This is a genomic window from Rhizobium sp. P43 (genome assembly GCF_056730705.1).
Map to the genome: position 1 here is coordinate 41,003 of NZ_CM161539.1, position 23,159 is coordinate 64,161.

Here is a 23,159-nt window from a genome sequence, read left to right on the forward strand (position 1 = left end):
CTCAGGCCTCCATCTCACGGATCTTGGTCGTGCGCGGGAGCGCGATGAAGCGTCGACCTGCCGTCAGCACCAGGTCGACGCCGCGCGGGAACAGGGCGCGATTGTCGGCCCATTGGCGCAGGAAGGTTTCGGGTAGGTCCTTCGGGGCGATCGTGGCGGTGTCGCGAATGCCGGGGCCGGTCAGTTGCAGTGGCTGGCCGCCCTCGAGCGACGCGACCTCGACGACCAGCGTTGTCGAACGGTCGGGGTATTCCTGGGTTCCCAGTGCAAACTGCGCCAGCGAGGGGAACGGTGCTCCCGCTTCGACGAAGGCGAATTTGGCATCGGTCTTGGCGGGCGTCAGGCTGGCGCCGGTGTGGAAGCCGATCCAGCCTGGCAGAGCGGATTTGGTCAGAACAGGCGTGACCCAGATCGGCGTGTCGTGGTCGCAGAGCGTCAGCAGCAGGGCGCCTGCCGCGATGCCGAGCGGTGCGGGTGGTCCGACGGCCACATCGACGAAACCGATGCTGCTGGGACGCGCCATGGCGTCCATCACGCGGCGGAAGACGGTTTGAGCATGGGTGACGGCATCCGGGAAACCGCCGTCGAGGCTTTCAATGACGTCAAGCATCAGTCTTCTCCGCGTACCATGGTGAAGAAATCGACCTTCGTGGCGGCCGTTTCGGCTTCGAGCCGTTCGGCTTCCGTCGCAAGGCGTGTTTCGAGCGGCGTCAGGAGGCGGGTCTCAAGCAGGGCGCGGCCTGTTTCGTCCTGCGCCACGGCATCGAGAACGGCGGACAGCTCGGCCGCCTTGCGGTCGGTTCCGAGGCGATAGCCGTGGCCTATCCGCCCGTCGGCGAGCCGCACGCTTGCCCGGCTGACGGTCGCTTCGCCGAGGTTGAAGGGGGCACCGCCGCCGCCGATGCGGCCCTTGACCATGACGAGGCCGGTCTCGGGGCCGCGCAGGGCCGAGTGAGCCGGTGCCGGTTCGAACGTGGAGAGTGCATCTTGAAGTTCGGCGAGCGTGGCCTTGGCCAGCAGATCAACGATCCGCTTTCGGCTGGCCTTTGCACCGGGGTCGATTTCGTTGGCTCTGTGCATTGTCAGTCCTCGAAATGTCTAGTAATATAGACAACCATACAAGTTACTGTAGGAGTAACCCGTGGTCGTGACAAGCTTGTGACAGGGAGCCGGTATTTCCGTGATGCAGAGACAAAAGGGCGTCGCCCTCTGGCGCCAGATTTCCGACCGGATTCGCGCTAACATTCTTGCAGGTCTCTATGACAAGACGGGCATGGTGCCGGCGGAAACGGCGCTGGCAGAGGAATTCGGTGTCAACCGTCATACCGTGCGTGCAGCTTTGGCGGCTCTTGCTCAGGAAGGCATCGTCCGGGCGGCCCAGGGGCGCGGCACGATGATTACCCAGCGCGATAAGTTCGATTTTCCGATCGGGCGTCGTACGCGCTTCACCGAGGGCATCGGCGAGCAGGCACGCGATCTGAAAGGCATATTGTTGTCTTCGTCCCGCGAGACAGCGACCCCTGATCTGGTCAAACGGCTGCAGCTCACGCCGGGCGAGCAGGTCTTGCGGCTGGACGGTGTCCGCAAGGCAGATGGACGGGCGGTTTCTCGATCCACCATGTGGTTTCCGGCCGGGCGCTTCGAGGGCATAGACAAGGCCTTCGCGCAAACAGGTTCGATCACCCGCGCCCTGAAGCTATGCGGGGTCGATGACTACCTTCGTGATGTCACGGAGATTTCTGCCGTTCATGCCGAACCGGACGATGTGGCACATCTTGAGCTGACGCCAGGCGCGATCGTTCTCGTGACGCGTGCCATCAATACGGATCCGGATGGGCGACCGATCCAGTTCGCGGTCACGCGGTTTCCAGCTGACAGGGTACAGTTCACCATCCGGAGCTGATCTCGGCGGGAGCCGCGCATTGTACATGATCAAACTGCCCCAATTTCGACCGAACAGGCGAGATCAGCAGGAAGTCTCAATCACAGGCTTGAGGGCAGGCTTGCCTCTCAAGAGTATCATCGGTGTTTCGAATTCCTGACGGGCAATGTCCGGCGGAGGCGGTGGAGAACCGAGCGGACGTCTTGGGGAATTCTGGCCTCGGCGACCTTGCGGAAATGTGTCGCCGTGCCGAAACTCCGCCTCCCGCCGTCACTCGGGATGCTTTCCCTGTGATCCGCCATGGCGCCGCGCAAGAAACTCGAATAGCCGCGCGACGGCTTCGGCGCCGGGGTCTATATGGCCTTCAAGCTGTCGGGCATTGATATAGGCAGCCCGACCTGCGCGTGCCTTGACATAGGTGGCCGTCAGATTTGCACCGGTCCTAGCTGCACTTGCCGCAGCTGGAAGACCCTTGTCGAAAGCTTCAAGCGCCGGCGAAAGCGCGTCCACCATTGTGCGATCACCGAGACCGGCGCCGCCGATTTCCTGCATACGAGCCAGTCCCGCCTTCAAAGCCTCGCGCATGCTGAGCCCGCTCGAGGCACCGTCACCGGCAGCGGCAAAAAAGATGGCAAGCAAGACGCCGGACGAGCCTCCCATGGTCTGGCTGAGTTCCTGCCCCATGGCGCGCAGCAGCTGTGTGTGGTCGGCGAGCGGCAGCCGATCAAGCGCCTCGATCAGAGCGCGTGCGGCACTTGCCAGCGTTGAGCCGGTGTCGCCGTCGCCCGACTTGGCGTCCAGCGCATTGAGATCCTTTTCCGCATCGATCAGCAGCTTGCAGCAATCTGTCAGGAACTGACGGGTTGCGGGATGCTGCGAGGCAAGGGGCGCAATCGGGGTCAGCCCATCAGGCAAGGCGATGACATTGACCGGTCGGATTGCCGTAACGCCCGGCCATGCCGCCAGGTTCACTGGTTTGGCAAGGAAATCCAAATCTGCCTTTTCCGCCGGCATGACGGAGATCGAGAAGCCGTGCATGTCGAGCGAGGTCATCATTGGAGCAGGTCCGACAATGTGCGAGATACGCGCGCCGATCGCCGATTGGACGAGTTCGTTGACGACCACCGCCATTTCCAGGACGGAGGTTCCTCCGAGATTGTTCAGAAGCACGACATGCGGCTTGTCCTGCATGCCGGCCGCGAGCCGTTCTGCCATGGCGGCGACTGCACCGCGCACGCCGTCATAGTCGATCTGTTCGACGCCGGCCTCGCCATGGATCCCTAACCCGAGCTCGGCACGACCTTCCGGTATGCGGGCCTCCTTTGGAGAGCCGGGCACAGTACACGTATCCAGAGAGATGCCGATCGAGCGGGTGTTGATGATCACCCGGCGGGCAGCATCGATAACGGCATCGAGGCTTGCGCCGTTTTCCGCCATTGCGCCGGCGATTTTATGGACGAAGAGCGTGCCAGCCACCCCACGAGATTGCGGCAGGTCTGGAAGCGCGATGTCGTCGTCGACGATCACCATGCCGACATTAAGCCCGAAAGCGCGGGCTCGCTCGGCCGCCAGGCCAAAGTTCAGCCGATCACCGGTATAGTTCTTCACGATCAGCAGGCAACCGGCAGGTCCGGTGACCGCAAGGATTGCGGCAAGGATGGCATCAACGCTTGGCGAGGCGAAGACATCGCCGCAGACGGCAGCCGTCAGCATGCCGCGCCCGACGAAGCCCGCATGGGCTGGTTCGTGTCCGGATCCGCCGCCCGAGACGATCGCGACCTTGGATTTGTCCCAGTCCGATCGCACGACCACCCGAATGTGGGGATAGCCGTCAAGGCGGCTCAATGCCCCGGCCGAGGCCATGAGAACACCGTCGATTGCCTCGATTACGACGTTTTCCCGGCTGTTGACGAATTGAGACATGAGACCCTCCCTTAAACGAGGCGCATTCCGGCCGCATCGAAATAGAGCGGCTTGTGCGGCTGGATTTTGATGATGTCGCCGCCCTTGAGGGCGGTATGGGCATCGGTGACGGTGATGATCGGGTGTTCGCCCAGAGTGATATGAAGGCGCGTCTGGTCGCCGAGATGCTCGACCCTGACCACATGCGCTTCCTGGCCCTCTCCCTGGCGGATGTGCTCTGGCCGCAGCCCTATCGAGTGGGCCCGTTCTGGTGCTCCGGGGAAGATGTTTGCGGGCAAAACGTTGATCCGCGGCTGACCAAGCCGGGTCGCGGCATAGATGCTGACGGGTGTTTCGTAGATCTCCCGCGGCGATCCGAATTGCACCAGGCGTCCTTCCTTGAGTACGCCGACATGGGTTGCCATGGTCATGGCCTCGATCTGGTCATGGGTCACGTAAAGGAAGGTGGCACCAGAGCGGGCCTGGATGTTCTTCAATTCGACCCGAAGGTCTGCGCGTAGTTTCGCGTCCAGCGAACTCAGCGGCTCGTCCATCAGATAGATCTGAGGGTTGCGCACCAGTGCCCGGCCGATCGACACGCGCTGCATCTCGCCGCCCGAGAGGGCAGTTGCTCTGTTGTCGAGCTTGTGGCCGATCTGCAGCATCTCGGCGATCGCTTTTACCTTCTGCTCGATCTCCGCCTGCGGCGTGCGCAACAGGGGCGACTTCAGCGGAAATTCGAGATTTTGCCGCACGGTCATGTGCGGATACAGCGAATATTGCTGAAAGACCATCGCGACATTGCGTTGCGCGGGTGTGAGCCCCGCCATGGACTCGCCGCCAATCTTGATGTCGCCGCCGTCCTGTGTCTCAAGGCCGGAAACTAGACGTAGCAGCGTGGTTTTCCCGGCGCCGGTCGGGCCGAGAAGCACCACGAATGAGCCGTCCGGTATGGTCATCGTCACGTCGTCGAGCGCCCGGGTGGCGCCAAACGATTTGCTGATGCTGGAAAGGACGACTTCAGCCACGGCTCAGCACTCCTTCATTGGCTTCGGACACGAGGGCCCTTCCGCTCTTCGCGTCGAACAGGGTGAGGGAGCGACGGTCGAATTCAAGCCCGACGGAGGCATCCGTTCGGATCGCATGGCTCGACGCCGTTCGCGCCTTGATCTCTCCGTGTGCGGTCTCGACCGTGACAATCTGTGTAGTGCCGAGATATTCGACGGCGGCCACCCGTCCGCGAAGACCGGCGGCATCCGACAGGCGCACATGTTCCGGCCTGACGCCGAGAGTCAGCGCACCCTTGCGGCCTTCGCGGGATCTGGGAACCTCGATGTGAGATCCGCAGATCATCACCGTATTGCCTCCTTCGTCGATCGCACCTTCAAACTCCAGGAATGACATCGGCGGCGATCCGATGAACTTCGCCACGAACTTGGTTGCCGGCCAGTCATAGATCTGCTGCGGCTTGCCGAATTGCTCGATCACGCCATGGTTCATGACGACGATCTTGTCGCCCATCTGCATGGCCTCCAGCTGGTCATGGGTGACGTAGACGGTGGTTGCGCCCATGCGGTCATGCAGGGCGCGGAGCTCCTCTGCCATATGCTCGCGGAATTCCGCATCGAGTGCGCCAAGCGGCTCGTCCATGAAGAAGGCCTTGGGCTGGCGCACGATCGCACGGCCCAGTGCTACGCGCTGTCGGTCACCGCCGGAAAGGCCGCCGACCGGTTTGTCGAGGATGGATTCGATCTGCAGAATACGGGCGACCTCGGCGACGCGGCGATCGACTTCGGGCCGAGAGTAGCCCTGGCTGACCAGGGGATAGGAGATGTTCTTGCGCACGTTCATATGCGGATAGAGCGCAAACATCTGAAAGACGAAGGCGATGTCGCGCTCGCTTGCGCGCTTCATGCCGACCTCCTCGCCGCCGATGTAAATCTCGCCGCTGGTCGGCAGTTCGAGACCTGCCATCATCCGCAGCGTCGTCGTCTTGCCACAGCCGGACGGGCCGAGCAGCATGAAGAACTCGCCGTCCTCGACGGTGAAGGTGGAGGACTTTACCGCATTGAAGGCTCCGAAGTCCTTGCGCAGGTTTTCAACGCGAATCTGGGCCATGACTTACTCCGGAAAATGACTGACGACGATGAACATGACGGTTCCGATCAGCGTTACCGGAAAGGAGTAGGTAAAGAGAGTGAGCGAGAGCGGCTGCATCAGCATGACCACTCCCAATGCGATCAGAGCCGATGCAAGCATTTCCCATTCGGACCGGCGGAACCGGCGGAGTCTCATCAGGAAATTCATCATTTGCGCACGGCTCCGAAAGTGATGCCACGGAGCAAATGCTTGCGCAGCAGCACAGTGAAGACAACGACGGGCATGAGAAACAGGGTCGCCGCTGCGGCAACGGCCGGCCAGTCGATACCGCCACCGACCGACAGGATGGTCGGGATGAAGGGCGGTGCCGTCTGGGCATTGCCACTCGTCAGCAGGACGGCGAAAGCATACTCGTTCCAGGCGAAGATCAGGCAGAAGATCGCCGTCGAAGCAATACCGGTTGCGGCCTGCGGCAAGACGACTTTGTAGAAGGCCTGGAAGCGGGTGTAGCCGTCGATCAGTGCGGCCTCCTCGTATTCACGCGGGATTTCATCGATGAACCCCTTCAGCAGCCAGACCGACAGCGACAGGTTGACCGCCGTATAGAGCAGGATCATGCCGAGGTGCGTGTCCGAAAGTCCGAGCTGACGGAACATCAGGTAGATCGGGATGGCGACCGCGATCGGCGGCATCATGCGGGTCGAGAGGATGAAGAAGAGCAGGTCATCCTTCAGCGGTACCCTGAATCGGCTGAATGCGTAGGAGGCGAGTGTCCCGAGGAAGATCGACAGGAAGGTCGAGCCGAAGCCGATGATGACCGAATTCAGAAACCGCTGGCCAAAGCGCGACGGGCCCGAGATGATCATGCCTCGCTCACGGGTGATCTGGTCATACCAGGTGGTCGGTGCTGGCAGTTTGGCGAGGTCTTCCGCCGAGGGACGCGATTGCGTCGTAAAGAGGTTCACATAGCCTTCAAGCGTCGGCTGGAAGACGACCTTCGGCGGATAGCTGATCGAGTCCGGACCAGACTTGAAGCTGGTCGAAATGATCCAGAGCAGCGGCATCAGCGTGATTACCGCGTAGATGGCAACCAGGAGACCGGCAAGCCACTTCGATGCTGGCGACGGTTCGGTGACGGAATGGGCACTCATCGTTCTTTCACCTTGTTCAGTGCCTTCACATAGATGGAGGCGAGGCCGAATACCGTGACGAAAAGAATGATCGCATAGGCGCTGGAATAGCCTGTTCGCCACTTCTCGAAGGCCTCGCGTTTGAGGTCGATCGAGGCGAGCAACGTCTGGTCTCCCGGTCCGCCGCCGGTCAGCAGGACAACGAGGTCGAACATCCGGAAGTTTTCGATGCCGCGGAACAGGACCGCAAGCATCAGGAACGGCAGCGCCATCGGCAGTGTGATTGTCCAAAACTGCCGCCATTTGGACGCGCGATCGACTTCCGCTGCCTCATAGATGTAGTCGGGGATGGAGCGCAGGCCGGCGAGGCAGATGAGCATCACGAAAGGCGTCCACATCCAGGTATCGACGATGACGATCGCCCAGCGGGCCCAGCCACCGGGCCCAAGCATCGAAAAACTGTCGGCGGGAATGCCCGTCAGGAATTCGACGGCGTAGTTCACCAGGCCGATCTGCGGCTGGTAGAGAAAGGTCCAGAAGTTCCCAACGACGGCAGGCGACAGCATCATCGGGATGACGATCAGTGTCGTCAGAAGGTCATTGCCCTTGAACTTGCGGTTGATCAACCAGGCGAGTGAAAAGCCGATCAGCACCTGGAAGAAGATCGTCCAGATGAGGAAATGCGCCGTCGTCTGCATGTTTGCCCAGGTGTCGGCGTCGGTAAGGATGCGCTCGTAGTTGCGCAAGCCGACCCATTTGACCTCGGCGTTGGGCTTGTTCGCCGCGAAGTTCGTAAACGACAGACGTATCGTCCAGATCAGCGGGAAAATGTTGACTGCGAGAAGCAGGAAGATCGTAGGGGCCACAAAGATCCAAGCTATGGTCCGGTCACTCAGCCCGCGGATGCGCCTGGCAACTGGTTCTGGCGTCGCGCGGGCGAGGCGGTCTGTGGGTGTGTCGATCATCGTCCGGGTCCATCTGGCGTTTCCGACGGCAGCCGCGTGCCGTGCCTTGTCCCTCGTCATGAGGCAAAGTTCGGGTTGTGCCGGCAGTCTTGAAGGGTTTCAGAGATCGGCGCCGGCGGCAACGCTGGCTTCAGGTCTCTCCCCCGACACCGCCGGAGGAGAGATTGAGGGGGCGCCCAAACGAGGTCCGGGAACCCGATCTTTCGTGTGTCAGAGTTTGCCTTCGTCCTCGAAGGTTTCCGTCCAGTCGGCTATCAGCCCGTCCAGCGCTTCCTTCGCAGTTCCGTTGCCGGCAACGACATAGTCATGGAAGCGCTTCTGCGAAGCCTGGAGGAGCGTCGCATAGGACGGCTCAGCCCAGAAATCCTTCACGATTGCCATGCTGTCGAGGAAGGTCTGTGCGTAAGGCTGGCTCTTGGCGAAGTTCGGGTCCTCCACCACGGCACGCAGGCAGGAGAAGCCACCCATGGACCACCACTTGTCCTGCACGTCCTTCTGGGCGAACCATTTGATGTAGGCCAGTGCGCCATCCATGTTGTCGGTGTTGGCAACGACCGAGATGCCCTGACCGCCGAGCTGGGCGAACTGCTCGCCGCCGGGACCTGCAGGGTTGACCAGATAACCGGTCTTGCCGCCGCCGACATTGGGGTCAGCCTCGAAGCCCGGCCAGGTGAAGGCGAAGTTCATCTGCATGGCGACCTGGCCCGACTTGTAGGCATCAATGCCTTCGCCCATGTAGGTGTTCGACGTGCCCGGCGCGACGCAGCAATCATAGAGCGACTTGTAGAATTCGAGGCCCTTCACGGCGCCTTCCGAATTGACGAAGCCTTCCATCTCATAAGGCTTTTCCGGATTGTCGTACTTGAAGCCATAGCTGTAGAGCACGTCCATCACGCCCATGGTGATACCTTCCGAGCCACGCTCGGTGTAGATCGAGGCGCCGTAGACGGTCTTGCCGTCGATCTCGCGGCCCTGGAAGAATTCCGCGACCTGCTTCAATTCGTCAAAGGTTGCCGGCGGTGTCAGGTCGCGACCGTATTTTTCCTTGAAGGCGGTCTGGATTTCCGGGCGCTCGAACCAGTCCTTACGGTAGGTCCACCCGACGACGTCGCCGAAGGCAGGAAGCGACCAGTAGTTCGGGGTGTTCTTCGGCCATTCCGAATAGCCCGTGACGGTCGCCGGCACGAAGGCATCCATCTTGATGCCTTCCTTGTCGAAGAAGTCGTTAAGCTTCACATACCAGCCGTTCTCGGCGGCGCCGCCGATCCACTGGCTGTCGCCGATCATCAGGTCGCAAAGCTTGCCGCCCGAGTTGAGTTCATTGAGCATGCGGTCGGCGAAGTTCGGCCACGGGACGAACTCAAATTTCATCTTGATGCCGGACGATGCCTCGAAGTCCTTGCTGAGTTCGACGAGTGCGTTCGCCGGGTCCCATGCGGCCCAGCAGAGCGTCAGTTCCTTTTCGTCGGCATGCGCCATCACTGTGCCGAAACCCATCGAGCAGGCGACCGTCCCGGCAGCAAGCAGGCCTTTCACGTAAAGCGATTTCATCATGTCATCCTCCCAGCGCCGTCCGGTCTCCAACGGATGGCGAAACGCCCTTGCGGGCCAAATGCCGGCTCCGGACCCTCATCCCTGGCCGACCTCCTCCAGTGGAACAGGCCGCATCCCATGCGCCACCCTGAACCGAGCTCAACGCTAATTGATGTGCGCACCTCAAAGCAAGCATTTTTTGAGGTGCGCACATCAATTCTTGCGTTTTGTTTCGTTTTGAAGGAAAGCTCGGGGAGGCGGAAATCAGCAGGAACTCGTCATGCGTCCAACAGCGAAAGATCTGGCCGAGGCTGCCGGTGTCAGCCTTGCGACTGTCGATCGTGTCTTGAACGACCGCCCGAATGTGAGCCCGAAGGCGGCCCGATTGGTCAACGATGCCATCGAGCGGATCGGCTTCGTCCGCAATCCGGCCGCCGTCAGTCTTGCCCGCAACAAGGTCTACCGCTTCCTCTTTCTCTTGCCGAATAGCGGCGACCTCTATCTGATGGAATTGCTGCGGCATGTGGAGGAGCTGACGAGCGCCCTCAAGGGTGACCTCACCGAGATCTCGTACCGTCAGATCGAAATCGACGATGCGCATGGCCTCGCCAAACTTCTTTCCAGTCTCGACAAGGAGACAATTGACGGTGTGGCTGTGATGGCGCCTGAATCGCCTCAGGTGCGAGACGCCATGGCCCGACTCCTGGAGCGCAATATCAAGGTCGTGCAATTCCTGTCGGGCCAGGAAAAGCTGCCAGAAGCTGACTTTGTGGGCATCGACAATTTCGCGGCCGGCGCGACTGCCGGGAAGCTTATGGGCATGCTGGCGGGGACCCAGCCCGGAAAGGTGATGGTGATCGCTGAGACCATGCAGTCACTCGACAGCATTCAGCGCCGCCTCGGTTTCGATCAGGTGATCAACAACGCCTTTCCGCACCTCACCTGTCTTCCGTCGATTGAAACCCACGCCGACCAGGCGCGGACGCGCCAGGTGGTTGCTCGTGTGCTCGCCGGCAATCGCGACATTTCCGGGATCTATGTTCTCAGCGCCGAGGCACGCACGCCGATCCTGGCCGCTGCCGGAAACGTGGAGCTGGGGGGAATTGCCGTCGTTGTCCACGAGAGAACGCCCTTTACCGAACAGGCGTTGCGTGACGACCTGATCGATGCAGTCATCGCCCAGGATCCTGGCCATGCGGTTCGCAGTGCCATCCGCATCATGCGCGCCCGATCGGATGCCCGCGAACCCCTGGCGGCCCAGGAAAAGATCCGCATCGAGATCCTGCTGAAGGAAAACCTTTGAGGGTGTGGAAGGCGCGGACTGGGCGGCAGGTATTTGAATTGGGATGCTATCCGCCGCTTCACGGGTAACCCTCCCATCGACAGTTGCACTCCGCTCAATGCGATCTCCTGCATTCACAGGTCGCGCAGCAGAATAGAAAAGAGGTGCCACTTCCGCGTTTGTCAGTATCTAACCGTTCGATCGCCTGAGCTTGGTGAGGCCCCGCAGCAGGAGGCCGAGGACGCCGAGCCTCTCGGCGGTGCCGATGAACAGCAGCGGCGCGGCGGTAGCGTCGGCCGCATAGGCCGTACCCATCGTGATGAAGTCGGCGGGGCGGTGGAGACCTTGGTGAAGCCGGCGAGGCCATAGAAGACTGCGAGATCGCTTGCCGGGTCCCGCCGCGCGATGGCTGATCGCACGGCTGAAAGTTGCTGGTGAGGATAAGCCGTGACAGACTGTCGTCCCGTCGAGTGTCTATTGTAGTACAACGCAGCGCTTTCGGGCGATGTTGGTCTGGCTCAGGCGGATTGGCGCTCGACCAGTCGGCATTCTACCTTCAACTGATCGTGTGAGCTGGTCAGGCCGCCGGCCATGTCCGAAAGCAACTCGACGGCCATGGAGCCCATCTCGAACATCGGCAAATGAAAGGTGGTCAGCGGCGGCATGGTGAACTGGGCGATGTCTCTGTTGTCGAAGCCGACCACGGAGACGTCTTTAGGGATAGACTTGCCGAGTTCCTTCAGGGCCTCAATGCAGCCAAGCGCCATCAGGTCGTTGGCGCAGAAGATGCCGTCCGGCGGGTTCTTCATCTTCATCAGGGCATGGGTCTTCTCGTATCCCGAGGAGGGCTCCCAGTTGCCGTATTGGACGAGTTCAGGATCGTAAGCGAGATCATTGCTGGCCAGGGCCTGCTTGTAGCCGCGCAGACGGTCGCGCGGATTGTCGAGGCCTTCCTGGCCATTGATCAGGGCGATCCGTTTACGGCCGGCTGCGATCAGCCGCTCGGTTGCCGCCCGTCCACCCGCAATGTCGCCGGGCAGGATCGAAGGCAGGCGGCGCTCCTGGTCATAGCAATTGACCAGAACAGAAGGCACCTTCAGAAGAGGCTCGGCCGGATCGATCTTGCGCGTCAGGATCGTGCCGAAGATATAGCCGACAAGCGTCTGTCCATCGCAAATCGAAAAGATGCCACCGTCGGGGTCTTCGCCCTTTCGGAACACGCCGAGCGTCACGATGATTCCAAGTTCGAGCGCCTTTTCACGGGCGCCTTCGAAGGCCATCGACATCCAGGGATCGGTCGTCAGTTCGTCGACGGCGAAGACGATCACCTTGTTTGCGTTCGTCGCGCCGGCTGAGGAGCTCGCGGTCGATTTGTTGGCAAGCCGATAGCCGAGCTCTTCCGCCGCGTCGAAGACCCGTTTGCGGGTGGCTTCGCTGAAGCGGGCGCCTGAACTGCCGTTGAGGATGAGGGATACGGTCGCCTGCGATACGCGCGCCAGCGCGGCCACGTCCATCATCGTCGGTTTCAAGGCATTCTCCATCGCGAACACCGTGGTTTCCGAAGTGTTTTTCCGCGTTAGGACCGAAAGTGCCGGACGCGGTCGAAGGCTACGGCGACCACAATGAAGGTACCTATGAACATTCCTTGCCAGAATGTCGAGATGCCGAGCAGGATCAGAGAGTTGCGAATAACCTCTATCAACAGGGCTCCGACTACGGCACCGAGAGCATTGCCCTCGCCGCCGGCCAGATTGGCGCCGCCGATGACGGCAGCCGCGATTACCGTCAGTTCCATGGCCTGTCCGAGATTGGTGGTCACGCTGCCCAGCCAGCCCGCCATCAGAATGCCGGCCAGCCCTGCCGTGAGCGCTGAAAACATGTAGATGCTGACCTTCATCCGGCGGACCGGAATGCCGGTAAGAAGGGCGGCGTTCTCATTGCTGCCGATGGCAAAGAGGTGCTGGCCCCAGCGCGTCCATTTGAAAACCAGCGACATGATGAGGGTAAGTGCCGCCAGCACGTAAAGGGGATGGGGGATGCCGAGCGTCGAGCCACCGCCGACCCAGATCAACAGATCGTGGTCCGGTCCAAAGTTCCAGATCATCTTGTTGTCGGAAAGGACCATGGCCAGCGAGCGCGCGGCCGAAAGGGTGCCGAGCGTGACGACGAAGGGTGGCATTCCCGCATAGGCGACGAGAACGCCGTTCAGAATTCCGACCATGATTGCGGCAATAAGGGCCAGCGGGGCAGCCACGAGAAACGGCGTGCCAGCTTCCATGGTGACGCTGATCACCATGGCGCTTAGGACCACGGTGGAACCGACCGAGAGATCAATGCCGCCCGAGGCAATCACTGCCGTCATGCCGATGGCGATGATGGCGACGAAGGCGAAGTTGCGAGCAACATTAAAGAGGTTTCGTTCTGTGGCGAAGCTGTCCGTCAGCAGGCTGAGTGCCAGACATGCGAGAATGGCCGCCAGGAAAACCCAGAACAATTGCTGGCTCGAGATCCGTGATACCCAGCTCCGATGCTCGCTTCGGGCGATGACGTCTTCCAGAGTTGTCATGGCATTTCCCCCTTATGCAGCTTCGATGGCGCCGGTGATCAAGCCCGTCACCTCTTCCGGTGACGAGCGATCCGCGCGTTTGCTCGCGACCAGTTCGCCCCGTCTCAAAACGGCGATCCGGTCGGATACGCCGAAAACGTCGGGCATGCGGTGGCTGATCAGAATCACGCTGATGCCCTGATCCCGAAGTCTGCGGATGACATCCAGGACTTCGGCCACCTGGCGAACAGAAATCGCCGCCGTCGGCTCGTCCATCATGACGATCTTCGGCTGTGACAAGAGGGTGCGCGCGATTGCCACTGCCTGGCGTTGTCCGCCCGACATGCGGCGCACGAGGTCGCGGGGTCGCGTTTCCGATTTCAGCTGCTTGAAGAGGCCTGCTGCGACACGGTTCATGTTGGCATAATCGATGTAGCGCAGCGGTCCGAGCTTACGCATGGTCTCGCGCCCCAGAAAGACATTCGAGGCGGCCGAGAGATTGTCGCAGAGCGCGAGGTCCTGGTAGACGACCTCAATTCCGTGTCGCTGTGCATCCCGAGGGTTGTGAAAGGCGACGTGTTGATCATCGATGCGGATTTCGCCGGTCGAGGGCGGAAAATTGCCGGCGATGATCTTCACTAGCGTGCTTTTGCCGGCGCCGTTGTCTCCCATCAGCCCCAGAACTTCTCCGGGTTCGATTGTCAGGCTGACCCGCGACAGTGCTTGAATCGCACCATAACTCTTTGAAATCGCATGCAATGATAGTCGTGACACGCTCCGCCCTCCCTCGGCTGATCCCACGATGGCATCCCACGATCACCATAGCTCGCAAGTCTGGTTCGCGCAAATTGATATTAATGATGCTTGACTTAATATTATTACTAAATATTAATTGCGCAACTGGAGAACGAAAACAGGGAGGCGTTGGATGCGGTTGCTCGTGACGGGCGCCACCGGAAAGGTGGGGCAGGCTTTCTTGCCGTCATTCCTGGCGCATCCGCGCTTTGCGGCCTGGGAGGTCGTGGTACTCTGCAACAACAGGGAGCTGGCTCCGCACCCGCGAGTGTCGGTGGTGAAGGGCTCTGTCGCAGATCCGCAAGTCGTGGCTTTGGCGCTTGAGGGCGTCACGCATGTTCTGCATCTGGCGGCCGTCAAGGAGACGCCCGATCAGGCGATCGATGTCGCGCTCAAGGGGCTTTATCTGTTGCTTGACCGCTTCAGCCGACTGTCGACCCGCCAGCAATTCATGCTGCTCAGCGGTGACTGCGTCGTGGGTCACATGTTCCAGGCTTATGCAGAGCCGATCACGGAAGTATCACCCAAGCGCGCCTATCGCGGTGTCTATGCGCTCACGAAGGTGCTTGAAGAAACCATGCTGGAGCAGTTTGGGATCCAGGAGGCGATCGCCTGGACGACGCTTCGCGCCCCGTGGATCATGGAGAAGGATGATTTCCGCTCGGCTTTCGCGCTGGATGGCGAGCAGTTCGGCGGGCCTGCATGGGCGGGACTGGTCAGTGCCGAAGAATTGGCGTCCTTGAGACAAAGCCGCAGGCTGCCGGTCATGCTTGATCGCAATGGCAGCTATCTGAAGCGAAATTTCATCCATGTCGATGATCTCGTGAAAGCTATCATCGCGGCCCTCGACAATCCGGCCGCCTATGGCGAGCTCTTCAACATCACCATGGACGAGCCGGTCGATTATGGCGCCGTCGCAGACCTCCTGGAGGCGGACGGTCAGACGCAGCGCCACGACATATCGACAGGCTTTCACAGCAACTGGCTCGACAATTCGAAGGCCCGCCTGGTTCTCGGCTGGCGCCCGGAAGTCGGCCTCAAAGACATGATCGAGCGCGCCTGGAGCTACCGGCGTGCGGACGATGATCCACGCATCATTTGGTATCCCGGCTGAGCAGGAGGGCTTTGTCGGCGATTAGGAGGAGGAGAAAGGCGATGAAACTCAGATATCTGGCATTCACTGCAATACCTATTCTCATGTTGGTCGCAGGCGAAAGCGCTGCAGAGGGCAAGAAGACCCTGGCCATCGTGGTAAAGGGTCTCGACAATCCGTTCTTCGAGCAGATCAATCTCGGCTGCAAGAAGTGGATGTCGGAAAATCCCGACAGCGAATACGAGTGCCTCTATACGGGGCCTGCGTCGTCGGCTGACGAAGCTGGCGCAGTCCAGATCGTGGACGATCTTCTGACCCGCGGCGTCGCAGCGATCGCGATTTCGCCCTCGAATGCACCTGCTATGGCGAACCGCATTCGCGAGATCGCCCCGACTGTCCCGGTCATGACGGTCGATGCCGACCTGCTTGAGGCGGATCACGCCTTGCGCAAGACCTATCTTGGCACCGACAACTATCTGATGGGCGTCAAGATGGCCGAAGAGGCGAAAAAGCTGAAGGCCGAGGGCGGTTCGGTTTGCCTGCAGCTCGGCAATGTCGCCGCCGCCAACATCAATGCCCGGGCTCAGGGTTTCCGCGACACGATCGCCGGGGCCAAGGATGTCGAGCGGCTTACCGGTCAAAACGGCTGGACGGAAATCGGGGGTTGCCCTGTCTACACCAATGACCAGGCGGACCTTGCCAATCAGCAGATGTCGGATGTGTTCACGGCCAATCCGGATCTGGATGCCTTCATCCTGATCGGGGGCTGGGCGCAGTTTGCGCCGCAGGCCTATACCCAGGTGACCGACCAGGTGATGGACAAGCTCAAGTCCAAGGAGCTGGTGATCGTCGCCGGTGATACGCTGCCGCCGCAAACCCAGGCCTTCCGCGAAGGACGCAGCCATGCCCAGATCGGCCAGCGGCCCTTCGAGATGGGTTACAAGGCGCCTGACGTGATGATCCAGCTGATCAACGGCGACAAGGTCGACGATCCGCTCTTCACCGGTCTCGACGTCTGCAACGCCGAAGATCCGGGCTTCTGCAAGGACAATTGATCAGAGGGGCGAGAGAGCACGCTCCCTCGTCCCTTCCGCATACGGCAGCCAGCGGCGTGAAAGCGCCGCGTGTCGGCTGCTGCCCATCAACAAGAGGCAGCCTAAGAGGAGAGGGCTGCGGGAGGACATCATGAAAAGACTGACAATCACTGCTGCTGCGGCCATCATCGCCATGGCCGCCACCCCAACCGTGGCACAGGACAAGCAGGCGCTTGCCTTCGTCGTCAATGCCGCGTCTGATTTCTGGAAGCTGGCTGAAGCCGGTGTCAAGGCAGCGCAGGCCGAGCTTCCCGATTTCGAACTGCAGTTCCGCTATCCCGCACAGGGCACCGCAGCCCTTCAGAACGCCCTGATGGACGATCTTGTTGCCGCAGGAACCGATGCGATCATGATCTCGTCGGCCGATCCGAAGAATTCCGTCGATGCCTTCAACCGGATCGCCGATCAGGTCCCGCTCTTCACAACGGACAGCGATGCACCGCAGTCGAAGCGTATCGCCTATCTCGGTTCATCGAATACGCTTGCCGGCGTGCAGGCAGGAGAGATCGCCGTCAAGGCCCTGCCGAATGGCGGCAAGTGCATGGGCTTCGTTGGCTTCCTCGGGGCCGACAATGCCAAGGAGCGTATTGCCGGCTTTAAACAGGCTGTGGAAGGCAAGTCGATTGAACTCGTCGATGTGCGCGGGGACGATGTCGATTTCGCCCGGGCCCGCTCGAATGTGGACGACGTGCTTGCCGCCAATCCGGAGATCGACTGCATGGTCGGCTTCTATTCCTACAACCCGCCCAAGATCTATGAGGCCCTGCAGGCCGCCGGCAAGCTCGGCGCCGTCACTGTCATTGCCTTCGACGAAGATCCGGTCACGCTCGGTGCCGTTCGTGAAGGCAGCTTCGCCGGTACGGTCGTCCAGGACCCCTATCAGTGGGGTTACCAGGGCATGAAGCTGATGGCGGCATATCTTAAGGGCGACAAGTCCCAGGTGCCCGCCGACGGGCTGATCATTGTGCCGACGCAGGTCATCGACAAATCGAATGTCGATGCCTTCGAAAAGCAGCTCAAGGAGCGGATCGGCGGCTGAGAAGCCAGCTGGTCAGCGACCTGCGCGGACACTCCGGGTCCGCGCAGGTACATTCCTTTCAGCCGAGGGTCTTCCGTCCATGCCTGCTGCCGCGCCTATAAGCCTAGATCTTCTCGGCATTACGAAGATCTATCCCAGCGCCGTTGCGATCAATCGCGTTTCGCTCGGAATCCGCGGTGGTGAAGTCGTCGGGCTGATCGGCGAAAACGGTGCCGGCAAATCGACGCTGATGAAGGTGCTTGGTGGAGCCATTTCGCCGGATGAGGGCGAAATCGTCATTGACGGGGCCGTTGTCTCGCATCTGACGCCAGCGGAGGCATTGAGCCACGGGATCGCCTTCGTCCATCAGGAACTGAACCCGTTCGCCAATCTCGATGTGGCCGGTAATGTCCTGCTCGGGCGCGAGTTGCGCCGCAGGCCCTTCGGATTCATCGATCAGGCGGGGATGGTGAAGCGTGTTCAACCGCTGCTCGACATGCTCGGTGCTCGCTTCCAGCCATCGACGCCTGCCTCTGAGCTCTCGCTGGCGGACCAGCAATTGATGGAGATCGCAAAAGCGCTGTCGGTCAATGTCCGGCTGTTGATCCTGGACGAGCCGACCTCAAGCCTGACGCTTGCGGAAACCCAGCGGCTGCTGGAGGTTATTCGGCGCTTGCGTTCGGAGGGAGTAGCGATCCTCTTTATCACCCACCGCCTCACCGAAGTCGAAGAGGTCGCCGACCGGGTGGTAGGACTTCGGGACGGGTGCAATGCCGGCGAGCTGGGCCGAAGCGACATCAATCGCGACGCCATGGTGCGCCTGATGATCGGGCGCGACGTTACGCAATTCTACACACCGCGAGACATTGAGCCCGGTGATGTCGTCCTCAGGACGACGGGCTTGCGCACACAGGCCAATCCCGATGCCGTGGTCGATCTGGAGGTCCGTCGTGGCGAGATTGTCGGACTTGCCGGGCTCGTTGGGGCGGGGCGCACGGAATTGGCCCGGGCCCTGTTCGGGATCGATCCCGTTCAGGACGGAGATGTCGAGATGGCCGGTCTCAGGCTCCAGTCTGGATCGGTTCCGGCGGCGATTGCGGCCGGCATCTGCCTCGTACCGGAGGATCGCAAATCCGAGGGCCTGTTCCTCGACTTTTCGCTGGCTGAGAATGTCGTCATGCCGAACCTCTCAGCCATTGCGCGGGCCGGCTTCGTCGATCGCAAGGCGGAGACGGCAGTTGCCGATCGCTTCCGCCAGCGGCTTTCGATCCGCGCAAGGCGGCTCGATCGGGCTGTCAGCGAACTGTCGGGAGGCAACCAGCAGAAGGTGGTTCTGGCGAAATGGCTCGGTCTCGGCCCGAAGCTGATCATTCTCGATGAGCCGACGCGCGGCATCGATGTCGGTGCCAAGGCGGAGGTCTATCGTTTGATGCGGGACCTGGCGGAAAGCGGTGCTGCCATCCTGATGATCTCCTCCGACATGGAGGAGGTGATCGGCGTCTCGACACGCGTCGCCGTCATGCGTCAGGGCGCAATTGCCGGGGTGCTGTCGCGTGCCGAGGTGACAGAAGAGGCGATCCTCAGGCTGGCAGTTGGATAGGAGATTTCCATGCACAAGAAAGACATCGGACTTGCCGTCCTGGTTCTGGTCGTCGCTGCGATAGTCACGATGGTCAATCCGCGCTTCATTTCACCCATCAACCTTGCCAATACGGCCAATCTGATCGGCCTGTTCGGTTTGTTTTCGATTGCCGAAGCTTTCGTCATCGTGACGGCAGGGATCGAGCTTTCCATCGGTTCGGTGATTGCCCTGCTCGGTGTAATCTTCATCGACCTGATCGCCTCCCATGGTGTGCCCTGGCCTGTCGCGCTCGGCATCGTCATGGTGCTGTCGGTGGTGATCGGATTGCTGCATGGCTGGCTGATCACGCGGCTGAAGCTGCAGCCCTTTGTGGTCACGCTGTGCGGTCTGCTGATTTACCGGGGCATTGCGCGCTTCTATACGCGGGACGGAACCGCAGGCTTTACCTTCGGCACCGATCTGCCGACACTCGAATTCGTGTTTGCGGGCCGCACGGCTGGCGTTCCGCATTCAGTCATCGCCTTTGCGATCTTCGCCATCCTGGCCTGGTTCCTGCTCCATCGGACTGTCTTTGGCCGACATCTGCTGGCCGTGGGTAAGAACGAGGAAGCGGCACGCTATTCCGGCATCGATACCAAACGCGTGATCGTGAGCGCTTATGTGCTCTGTACCTTCCTAACAGGCATCTCGGCGGTATTTTTCGCCATGTATACGAAGTCCGTCCAGCCGTCTTCGCATGGTAACTTCTATGAGCTTTATGCCATTGCGGCGGCCGTCTTGGGCGGATTTTCCTTGAGGGGTGGCGAGGGATCGATCATCGGCGTGGTGCTCGGGGTGATCTTGCTGCAGATGCTACAGAACCTGGTCAACCTGCTCGGCATTCCCTCGTCGCTCAACTTCGCGGTCATGGGTGCGGTGATCCTGATCGGCGTGATTGCCGATACCCAGTTTCAGGCCTATCGACAGAAGCGACATCACTCTGCCACTCGTTCTTCATTCGTGGAAGCTTCGCGGATGCCGTCGCCAAACTCATGATGGCTGTAAGGAATTCTTGATCGACGATGATGACTGCATCAGAGACGCCAGCTGCAATCAAGGGTTCTCTTCGGCAGAATCAATCAGGCGTCTTGCCTGTTTGAGATGCGGTGCGTCGATCATACGACCGGCATATTGGATCGCTCCCTTGCCGGGGTCGGCCGCGAAGGCGTCGATGATGGCTTGCGCTTGTGCCAGTTCCTCCTCGGTCGGCGTGAAGGCCTGGTTGATCACGGGAATTTGGGTGGGATGGATTGCCATCATGCCGCTGAAGCCGTCGAAGCGGGCGCGCTTGGCATAGGCTGTCAAACCATCTGAGTTGCCGATGTCGGGAAAGACCGTGTCGATGGCGGGTATCCCCGCCGCATGGGCGCCGAACAGGGTCAGCGAGCGGGCGAGTTCGTAAGGGGCGGTATAGTGGCCCGTCTCATCGCGTGCGCCAAGCCCGCCGATAGCGGCGGGCAGATCTTCTGCGCCCCAGGTCAGGCCGAGAAGCTGATGCTTGACCGATGCATAGGAGCCCAGTTGGAAGATCGCAGCCGGCGTCTCGGTGGCGATCGGCAGGATGGGGATGCCGGGCGCTTTTGCGCTCAGGGCCTCGACGCTTGAGGCACCCTCCGCTTTCGGGAGCACCAGCCCCTCCGGCGGCACTTCGAGGATCGCTGCGAGATCGTCATCCAGGAGGTCGCTGTCGAGCGGGTTGATGCGGACGAGAAGCGGGATCCTGCCTCTGGCCTGACGGAGGAAATTGGCCGTCGCCAGCCGAGCCGCCGGCTTGGCGTCAGATGTCACGGAATCCTCAAGGTCAAGGATCAGGGCATCGGCGCCGTAGCTTAGCGCCTTTTCCATGCGATCGGGTCTGTCGCCCGGGACAAACAGCAGGGAGCGCAGTCTCATTACGGCCTCCGCGAAACAAGTGCGGAGCGCAGGCAGTGGCAGACCAGTTCGTTGCGCTGATTGAAGAGTTCATGTCTGAAGGTGACGATGCCGGCGGCCGGGCGCGATCTGCTTTCCCGCAAGTCTGCAATTTCTGTTTCGGCCCGCATCGTATCGCCGATGAACACAGGTTTCGGCATGGCGAGTTTGTCATAACCGAGATTGGCGACTAGCGTGCCGAGGGTGGTATCGCCCACCGAAAGGCCCACCATCAGCGAAAAGGTGAAGGTGCCGTTGACGAGGATCTGGCCGAATTCGCTCGCCTTCGCCGCTTCGACATCGAGATGCAGCGGTTGCGGGTTGTGGGTCATCAGCGTGAACAGGAGGTTGTCCGTTTCGGTGACCGTGCGCCGGATCTCGTGAGAGATCCTGTCACCCACTGTCCAGTCGTCAAAATAGCGTCCTGCCATCATACATCTCCTTCGATCCTGACGAGCAGGCTGCCTTCGACCACCTGGTTGCCAAGGCAGGCTTTCAGGTCTGCCACTGTGCCATCGAACGGTGCATGGAGCACCTGTTCCATTTTCATGGCTTCGATGGCGACCAGCGGCTGACCGCGCTTGACCAGGTCACCCTTCGCAACGGATACGGCGATGATGATGCCCGGCATCGGCGCGATGACGGCGCCGTCGCCGGAGCCTCCACCATGACCAGCTTGCCCGGCGCGTGGTGCTGCGAACTCCCAGGCGACGCCATCATGGAAAGCGACGCCGTTTTCCGTTCGGACGGTCGGCTGCGCCGAGTTCACCTGAACCAGATAGGGCCGCTTTCCCACGTCGACGGCTATCTGTCGGTCGACTTCGGCATTGAGGCGAAATCCCGTCAGCATGGTCCAGACCTCCTGCGATTGTTTCGGCAACAGGGCCCTGGCAGCGGCTTGCAAAACCACTTCAGCTGGTTCGTCCGGAGGTACCAGGTCTTTGGCATGTCGCTCGATGAAGCCTGTGTCGACGGCACCAGCCAGGAAGTCCGGATGGCGGAGCGTGCGGGCGAGGAAACCGGCATTGCTGTGCACCGGCCAGATCTCGACCTGGCCGACGGCTTCGCCAACCTTGCGGGCTGCCTCTTGCCGGCTGGCGCCGTGGCTGATGAGTTTGGCCAGCATCGGGTCGTAATGCGCGGTGACCTCGTCGCCCTGTTCGACGCCGCTGTCGATGCGCAGTGTCTCCGGCAGTTGCAGATGGTCGAGACGGCCGATCGACGGCAGGAAACCGGTTGCGGGATTTTCCGCATAAAGCCGGGCTTCCATGGCCCAGCCATGGATCGCGAGCTGATCCTGTTGCAAGGGCAGAGGCTCGCCCGAGGCAATGCGCAATTGCCACTCGACCAGATCCTGTCCGGTAATCGCCTCGGTCACGGGATGCTCGACCTGGAGACGCGTGTTCATTTCCATGAACCAGATGCGGTCAGCGCGCAGGCCCTCGGAGGCGTCGGCGATGAACTCGATCGTACCTGCGCCGACATAATCGACCGCGCGGGCCGCCTTGACGGCCGCCTGGCAGACCGCATCCCGGGTTACGGCATCCATGCCGGGCGCGGGTGCTTCCTCGATCACCTTCTGGTGCCGGCGTTGCAGCGAGCAGTCGCGTTCGAAGAGATGCACGACATTGCCTTTGGTGTCACCGAATACCTGCACTTCGATATGACGCGGCGAGAGGATGTATTTCTCGATCAGTACGCGGTCATCACCGAAGGAAGATGCTGCTTCGCGCCGGCAACTGGCGAGGGCTGTCGCAAAATCCTCCGCCCGCTCGAGGCGACGCATGCCCTTGCCGCCGCCGCCGGCCACCGCCTTGATCAGCACCGGATAGCCGATGGCATCGGCCTCGCGCTGCAGTCGTTCCGGGCTCTGGTCTTCCCCGAGATAACCGGGTGTTACCGGCACGCCGGCTGCGATCATCCGTTGTTTGGCGGCATCTTTCAGGCCCATGGCCCTGATGGCCGCCGGTGGCGCCCCAACCCAGACGAGGCCCTCGGCCATCACGGCTTCGGCAAACTCGGCATTTTCCGACAGGAAGCCATAACCCGGATGGATGGCCCTGGCGCCGCTTTTCTTCGCGGCTTCCAGGATGCGGTCCTGACGCAGATAGCTGTCGCGTGCGGGCGCCGGACCGATCGGCAGCGCCTCATCTGCCTCGCGCACGAAGGCCATGCCGGCATCGACGTCCGAATGGACCGCAATCGTTCGGACGCCGAGCCGCCTTGCCGTGCGAATGATCCGCCGGGCGATTTCACCACGATTGGCGATCAACAAGCTTTCGATCATC

At 61.0% G+C, this 23,159-nt stretch carries 22 protein-coding genes; 7 read left to right on the forward strand and 15 right to left on the reverse strand.

The genetic code is table 11. From position 1 onward, the window contains the following. Window position 1 precedes the first annotated feature (1 nt). Entirely contained in the window at window positions 2–610 is a 609-nt protein-coding gene (gene phnH / locus AC1PUL_RS00205) for a phosphonate C-P lyase system protein PhnH (RefSeq protein ID WP_480466048.1), read from the reverse strand. Beyond that, window positions 610–1,080, reverse strand: a complete 471-nt coding sequence (gene phnG, locus AC1PUL_RS00210) for a phosphonate C-P lyase system protein PhnG (RefSeq protein ID WP_480466049.1) — start codon at window positions 1,078–1,080, stop codon at window positions 610–612. Before phnG ends, phnH begins: the two co-directional genes overlap by 1 nt. Window positions 1,081–1,183: 103 nt before the next feature. Here phnG and phnF point away from each other — a divergent pair, with 103 nt between their 5' ends. Continuing rightward, a complete protein-coding gene (gene phnF, locus AC1PUL_RS00215; protein WP_480466050.1) occupies window positions 1,184–1,903 on the forward strand; it encodes a phosphonate metabolism transcriptional regulator PhnF in 720 nt (239 codons plus the stop codon). Window positions 1,904–2,152: 249 nt separating this feature from the next. On the opposite strand, the gene AC1PUL_RS00220 is transcribed toward phnF, so the two are convergent. The 7 genes from AC1PUL_RS00220 to AC1PUL_RS00250 form a co-directional block, all read right to left on the reverse strand. Then, a complete protein-coding gene (locus AC1PUL_RS00220; protein WP_480466051.1) occupies window positions 2,153–3,805 on the reverse strand; it encodes a dihydroxyacetone kinase subunit DhaK in 1,653 nt (550 codons plus the stop codon). An 11-nt stretch (window positions 3,806–3,816) separates the two neighbouring features. Further along, window positions 3,817–4,812 (reverse strand): ABC transporter ATP-binding protein, encoded by a 996-nt coding sequence (locus AC1PUL_RS00225; RefSeq protein WP_480466052.1) that lies wholly within the window; start codon window positions 4,810–4,812, stop codon window positions 3,817–3,819. Then, window positions 4,805–5,902, reverse strand: coding sequence for an ABC transporter ATP-binding protein (locus AC1PUL_RS00230; RefSeq protein ID WP_480466053.1), 1,098 nt, complete (start codon window positions 5,900–5,902; stop codon window positions 4,805–4,807). Before AC1PUL_RS00230 ends, AC1PUL_RS00225 begins: the two co-directional genes overlap by 8 nt. Before the next feature lie 3 nt (window positions 5,903–5,905). Continuing rightward, window positions 5,906–6,094 carry a hypothetical protein gene (locus AC1PUL_RS00235; RefSeq protein ID WP_480466054.1) on the reverse strand — a complete coding sequence of 63 codons (189 nt, stop codon included), beginning with the start codon at window positions 6,092–6,094 and terminating at the stop codon, window positions 5,906–5,908. After that, window positions 6,091–7,035 (reverse strand): carbohydrate ABC transporter permease, encoded by a 945-nt coding sequence (locus tag AC1PUL_RS00240; RefSeq protein WP_480466055.1) that lies wholly within the window; start codon window positions 7,033–7,035, stop codon window positions 6,091–6,093. The genes AC1PUL_RS00235 and AC1PUL_RS00240 overlap by 4 nt, the downstream gene beginning before the upstream one ends. Beyond that, the gene (locus tag AC1PUL_RS00245; RefSeq protein ID WP_480466056.1) at window positions 7,032–7,979 is read right to left on the reverse strand and encodes a carbohydrate ABC transporter permease; all 948 of its coding nucleotides are present in this window, start codon (window positions 7,977–7,979) and stop codon (window positions 7,032–7,034) included. Before AC1PUL_RS00245 ends, AC1PUL_RS00240 begins: the two co-directional genes overlap by 4 nt. A gap of 210 nt (window positions 7,980–8,189) precedes the next feature. Next, entirely contained in the window at window positions 8,190–9,476 is a 1,287-nt protein-coding gene (locus AC1PUL_RS00250; protein WP_480468437.1) for an ABC transporter substrate-binding protein, read from the reverse strand. Between the two features lie 316 nt (window positions 9,477–9,792). On the opposite strand from AC1PUL_RS00250, the gene AC1PUL_RS00255 reads away from it, so the two are divergent. After that, on the forward strand, window positions 9,793–10,815 hold the full coding sequence (locus AC1PUL_RS00255; protein ID WP_480466057.1) for a LacI family DNA-binding transcriptional regulator: 1,023 nt from the start codon (window positions 9,793–9,795) through the stop codon (window positions 10,813–10,815). 497 nt (window positions 10,816–11,312) lie between these two features. Here AC1PUL_RS00255 and AC1PUL_RS00260 read toward each other — a convergent pair whose 3' ends face one another. Genes AC1PUL_RS00260 through AC1PUL_RS00270 form a run of 3 tightly spaced genes read right to left on the reverse strand, consistent with a single transcriptional unit; the run spans window position 11,313 to window position 14,011 of the window. Next, window positions 11,313–12,323 (reverse strand): LacI family DNA-binding transcriptional regulator, encoded by a 1,011-nt coding sequence (locus tag AC1PUL_RS00260; protein WP_480466058.1) that lies wholly within the window; start codon window positions 12,321–12,323, stop codon window positions 11,313–11,315. A gap of 47 nt (window positions 12,324–12,370) precedes the next feature. Next, window positions 12,371–13,360, reverse strand: coding sequence for an ABC transporter permease (locus AC1PUL_RS00265; protein WP_480466059.1), 990 nt, complete (start codon window positions 13,358–13,360; stop codon window positions 12,371–12,373). Between the two features lie 12 nt (window positions 13,361–13,372). Then, on the reverse strand, window positions 13,373–14,011 hold the full coding sequence (locus AC1PUL_RS00270) for an ATP-binding cassette domain-containing protein (RefSeq protein WP_480466060.1): 639 nt from the start codon (window positions 14,009–14,011) through the stop codon (window positions 13,373–13,375). A 256-nt stretch (window positions 14,012–14,267) separates the two neighbouring features. Between AC1PUL_RS00270 and AC1PUL_RS00275 the strand changes: the two genes are divergently transcribed. The 5 genes from AC1PUL_RS00275 to AC1PUL_RS00295 all read left to right on the forward strand — a co-directional run bounded on the left by AC1PUL_RS00275 (window position 14,268) and on the right by AC1PUL_RS00295 (window position 19,956). After that, on the forward strand, window positions 14,268–15,248 hold the full coding sequence (locus tag AC1PUL_RS00275) for an NAD-dependent epimerase/dehydratase family protein (protein WP_480466061.1): 981 nt from the start codon (window positions 14,268–14,270) through the stop codon (window positions 15,246–15,248). 41 nt (window positions 15,249–15,289) lie between these two features. Then, window positions 15,290–16,282, forward strand: coding sequence for a substrate-binding domain-containing protein (locus AC1PUL_RS00280; protein ID WP_480466062.1), 993 nt, complete (start codon window positions 15,290–15,292; stop codon window positions 16,280–16,282). A 130-nt stretch (window positions 16,283–16,412) separates the two neighbouring features. Next, complete coding sequence (locus AC1PUL_RS00285) at window positions 16,413–17,360, forward strand: sugar-binding protein (protein ID WP_480466063.1); 948 nt, start codon at window positions 16,413–16,415, stop codon at window positions 17,358–17,360. Between the two features lie 79 nt (window positions 17,361–17,439). Beyond that, window positions 17,440–18,939 carry a sugar ABC transporter ATP-binding protein gene (locus AC1PUL_RS00290; RefSeq protein ID WP_480466064.1) on the forward strand — a complete coding sequence of 500 codons (1,500 nt, stop codon included), beginning with the start codon at window positions 17,440–17,442 and terminating at the stop codon, window positions 18,937–18,939. A 9-nt stretch (window positions 18,940–18,948) separates the two neighbouring features. Continuing rightward, on the forward strand, window positions 18,949–19,956 hold the full coding sequence (locus AC1PUL_RS00295; RefSeq protein ID WP_480466065.1) for an ABC transporter permease: 1,008 nt from the start codon (window positions 18,949–18,951) through the stop codon (window positions 19,954–19,956). Window positions 19,957–20,013: 57 nt separating this feature from the next. Here AC1PUL_RS00295 and AC1PUL_RS00300 read toward each other — a convergent pair whose 3' ends face one another. From AC1PUL_RS00300 to AC1PUL_RS00310, 3 genes are read right to left on the reverse strand one after another with little or no spacing between them, the layout of a single operon-like run. Beyond that, a complete protein-coding gene (locus tag AC1PUL_RS00300; protein ID WP_480466066.1) occupies window positions 20,014–20,853 on the reverse strand; it encodes an HpcH/HpaI aldolase/citrate lyase family protein in 840 nt (279 codons plus the stop codon). Beyond that, window positions 20,853–21,302 (reverse strand): MaoC family dehydratase, encoded by a 450-nt coding sequence (locus AC1PUL_RS00305; RefSeq protein ID WP_480466067.1) that lies wholly within the window; start codon window positions 21,300–21,302, stop codon window positions 20,853–20,855. The genes AC1PUL_RS00300 and AC1PUL_RS00305 overlap by 1 nt, the downstream gene beginning before the upstream one ends. Next, window positions 21,302–23,158, reverse strand: coding sequence for an acetyl/propionyl/methylcrotonyl-CoA carboxylase subunit alpha (locus tag AC1PUL_RS00310; protein ID WP_480466068.1), 1,857 nt, complete (start codon window positions 23,156–23,158; stop codon window positions 21,302–21,304). The genes AC1PUL_RS00305 and AC1PUL_RS00310 overlap by 1 nt, the downstream gene beginning before the upstream one ends. Between the last annotated feature and the right edge of the window lies 1 nt (window position 23,159).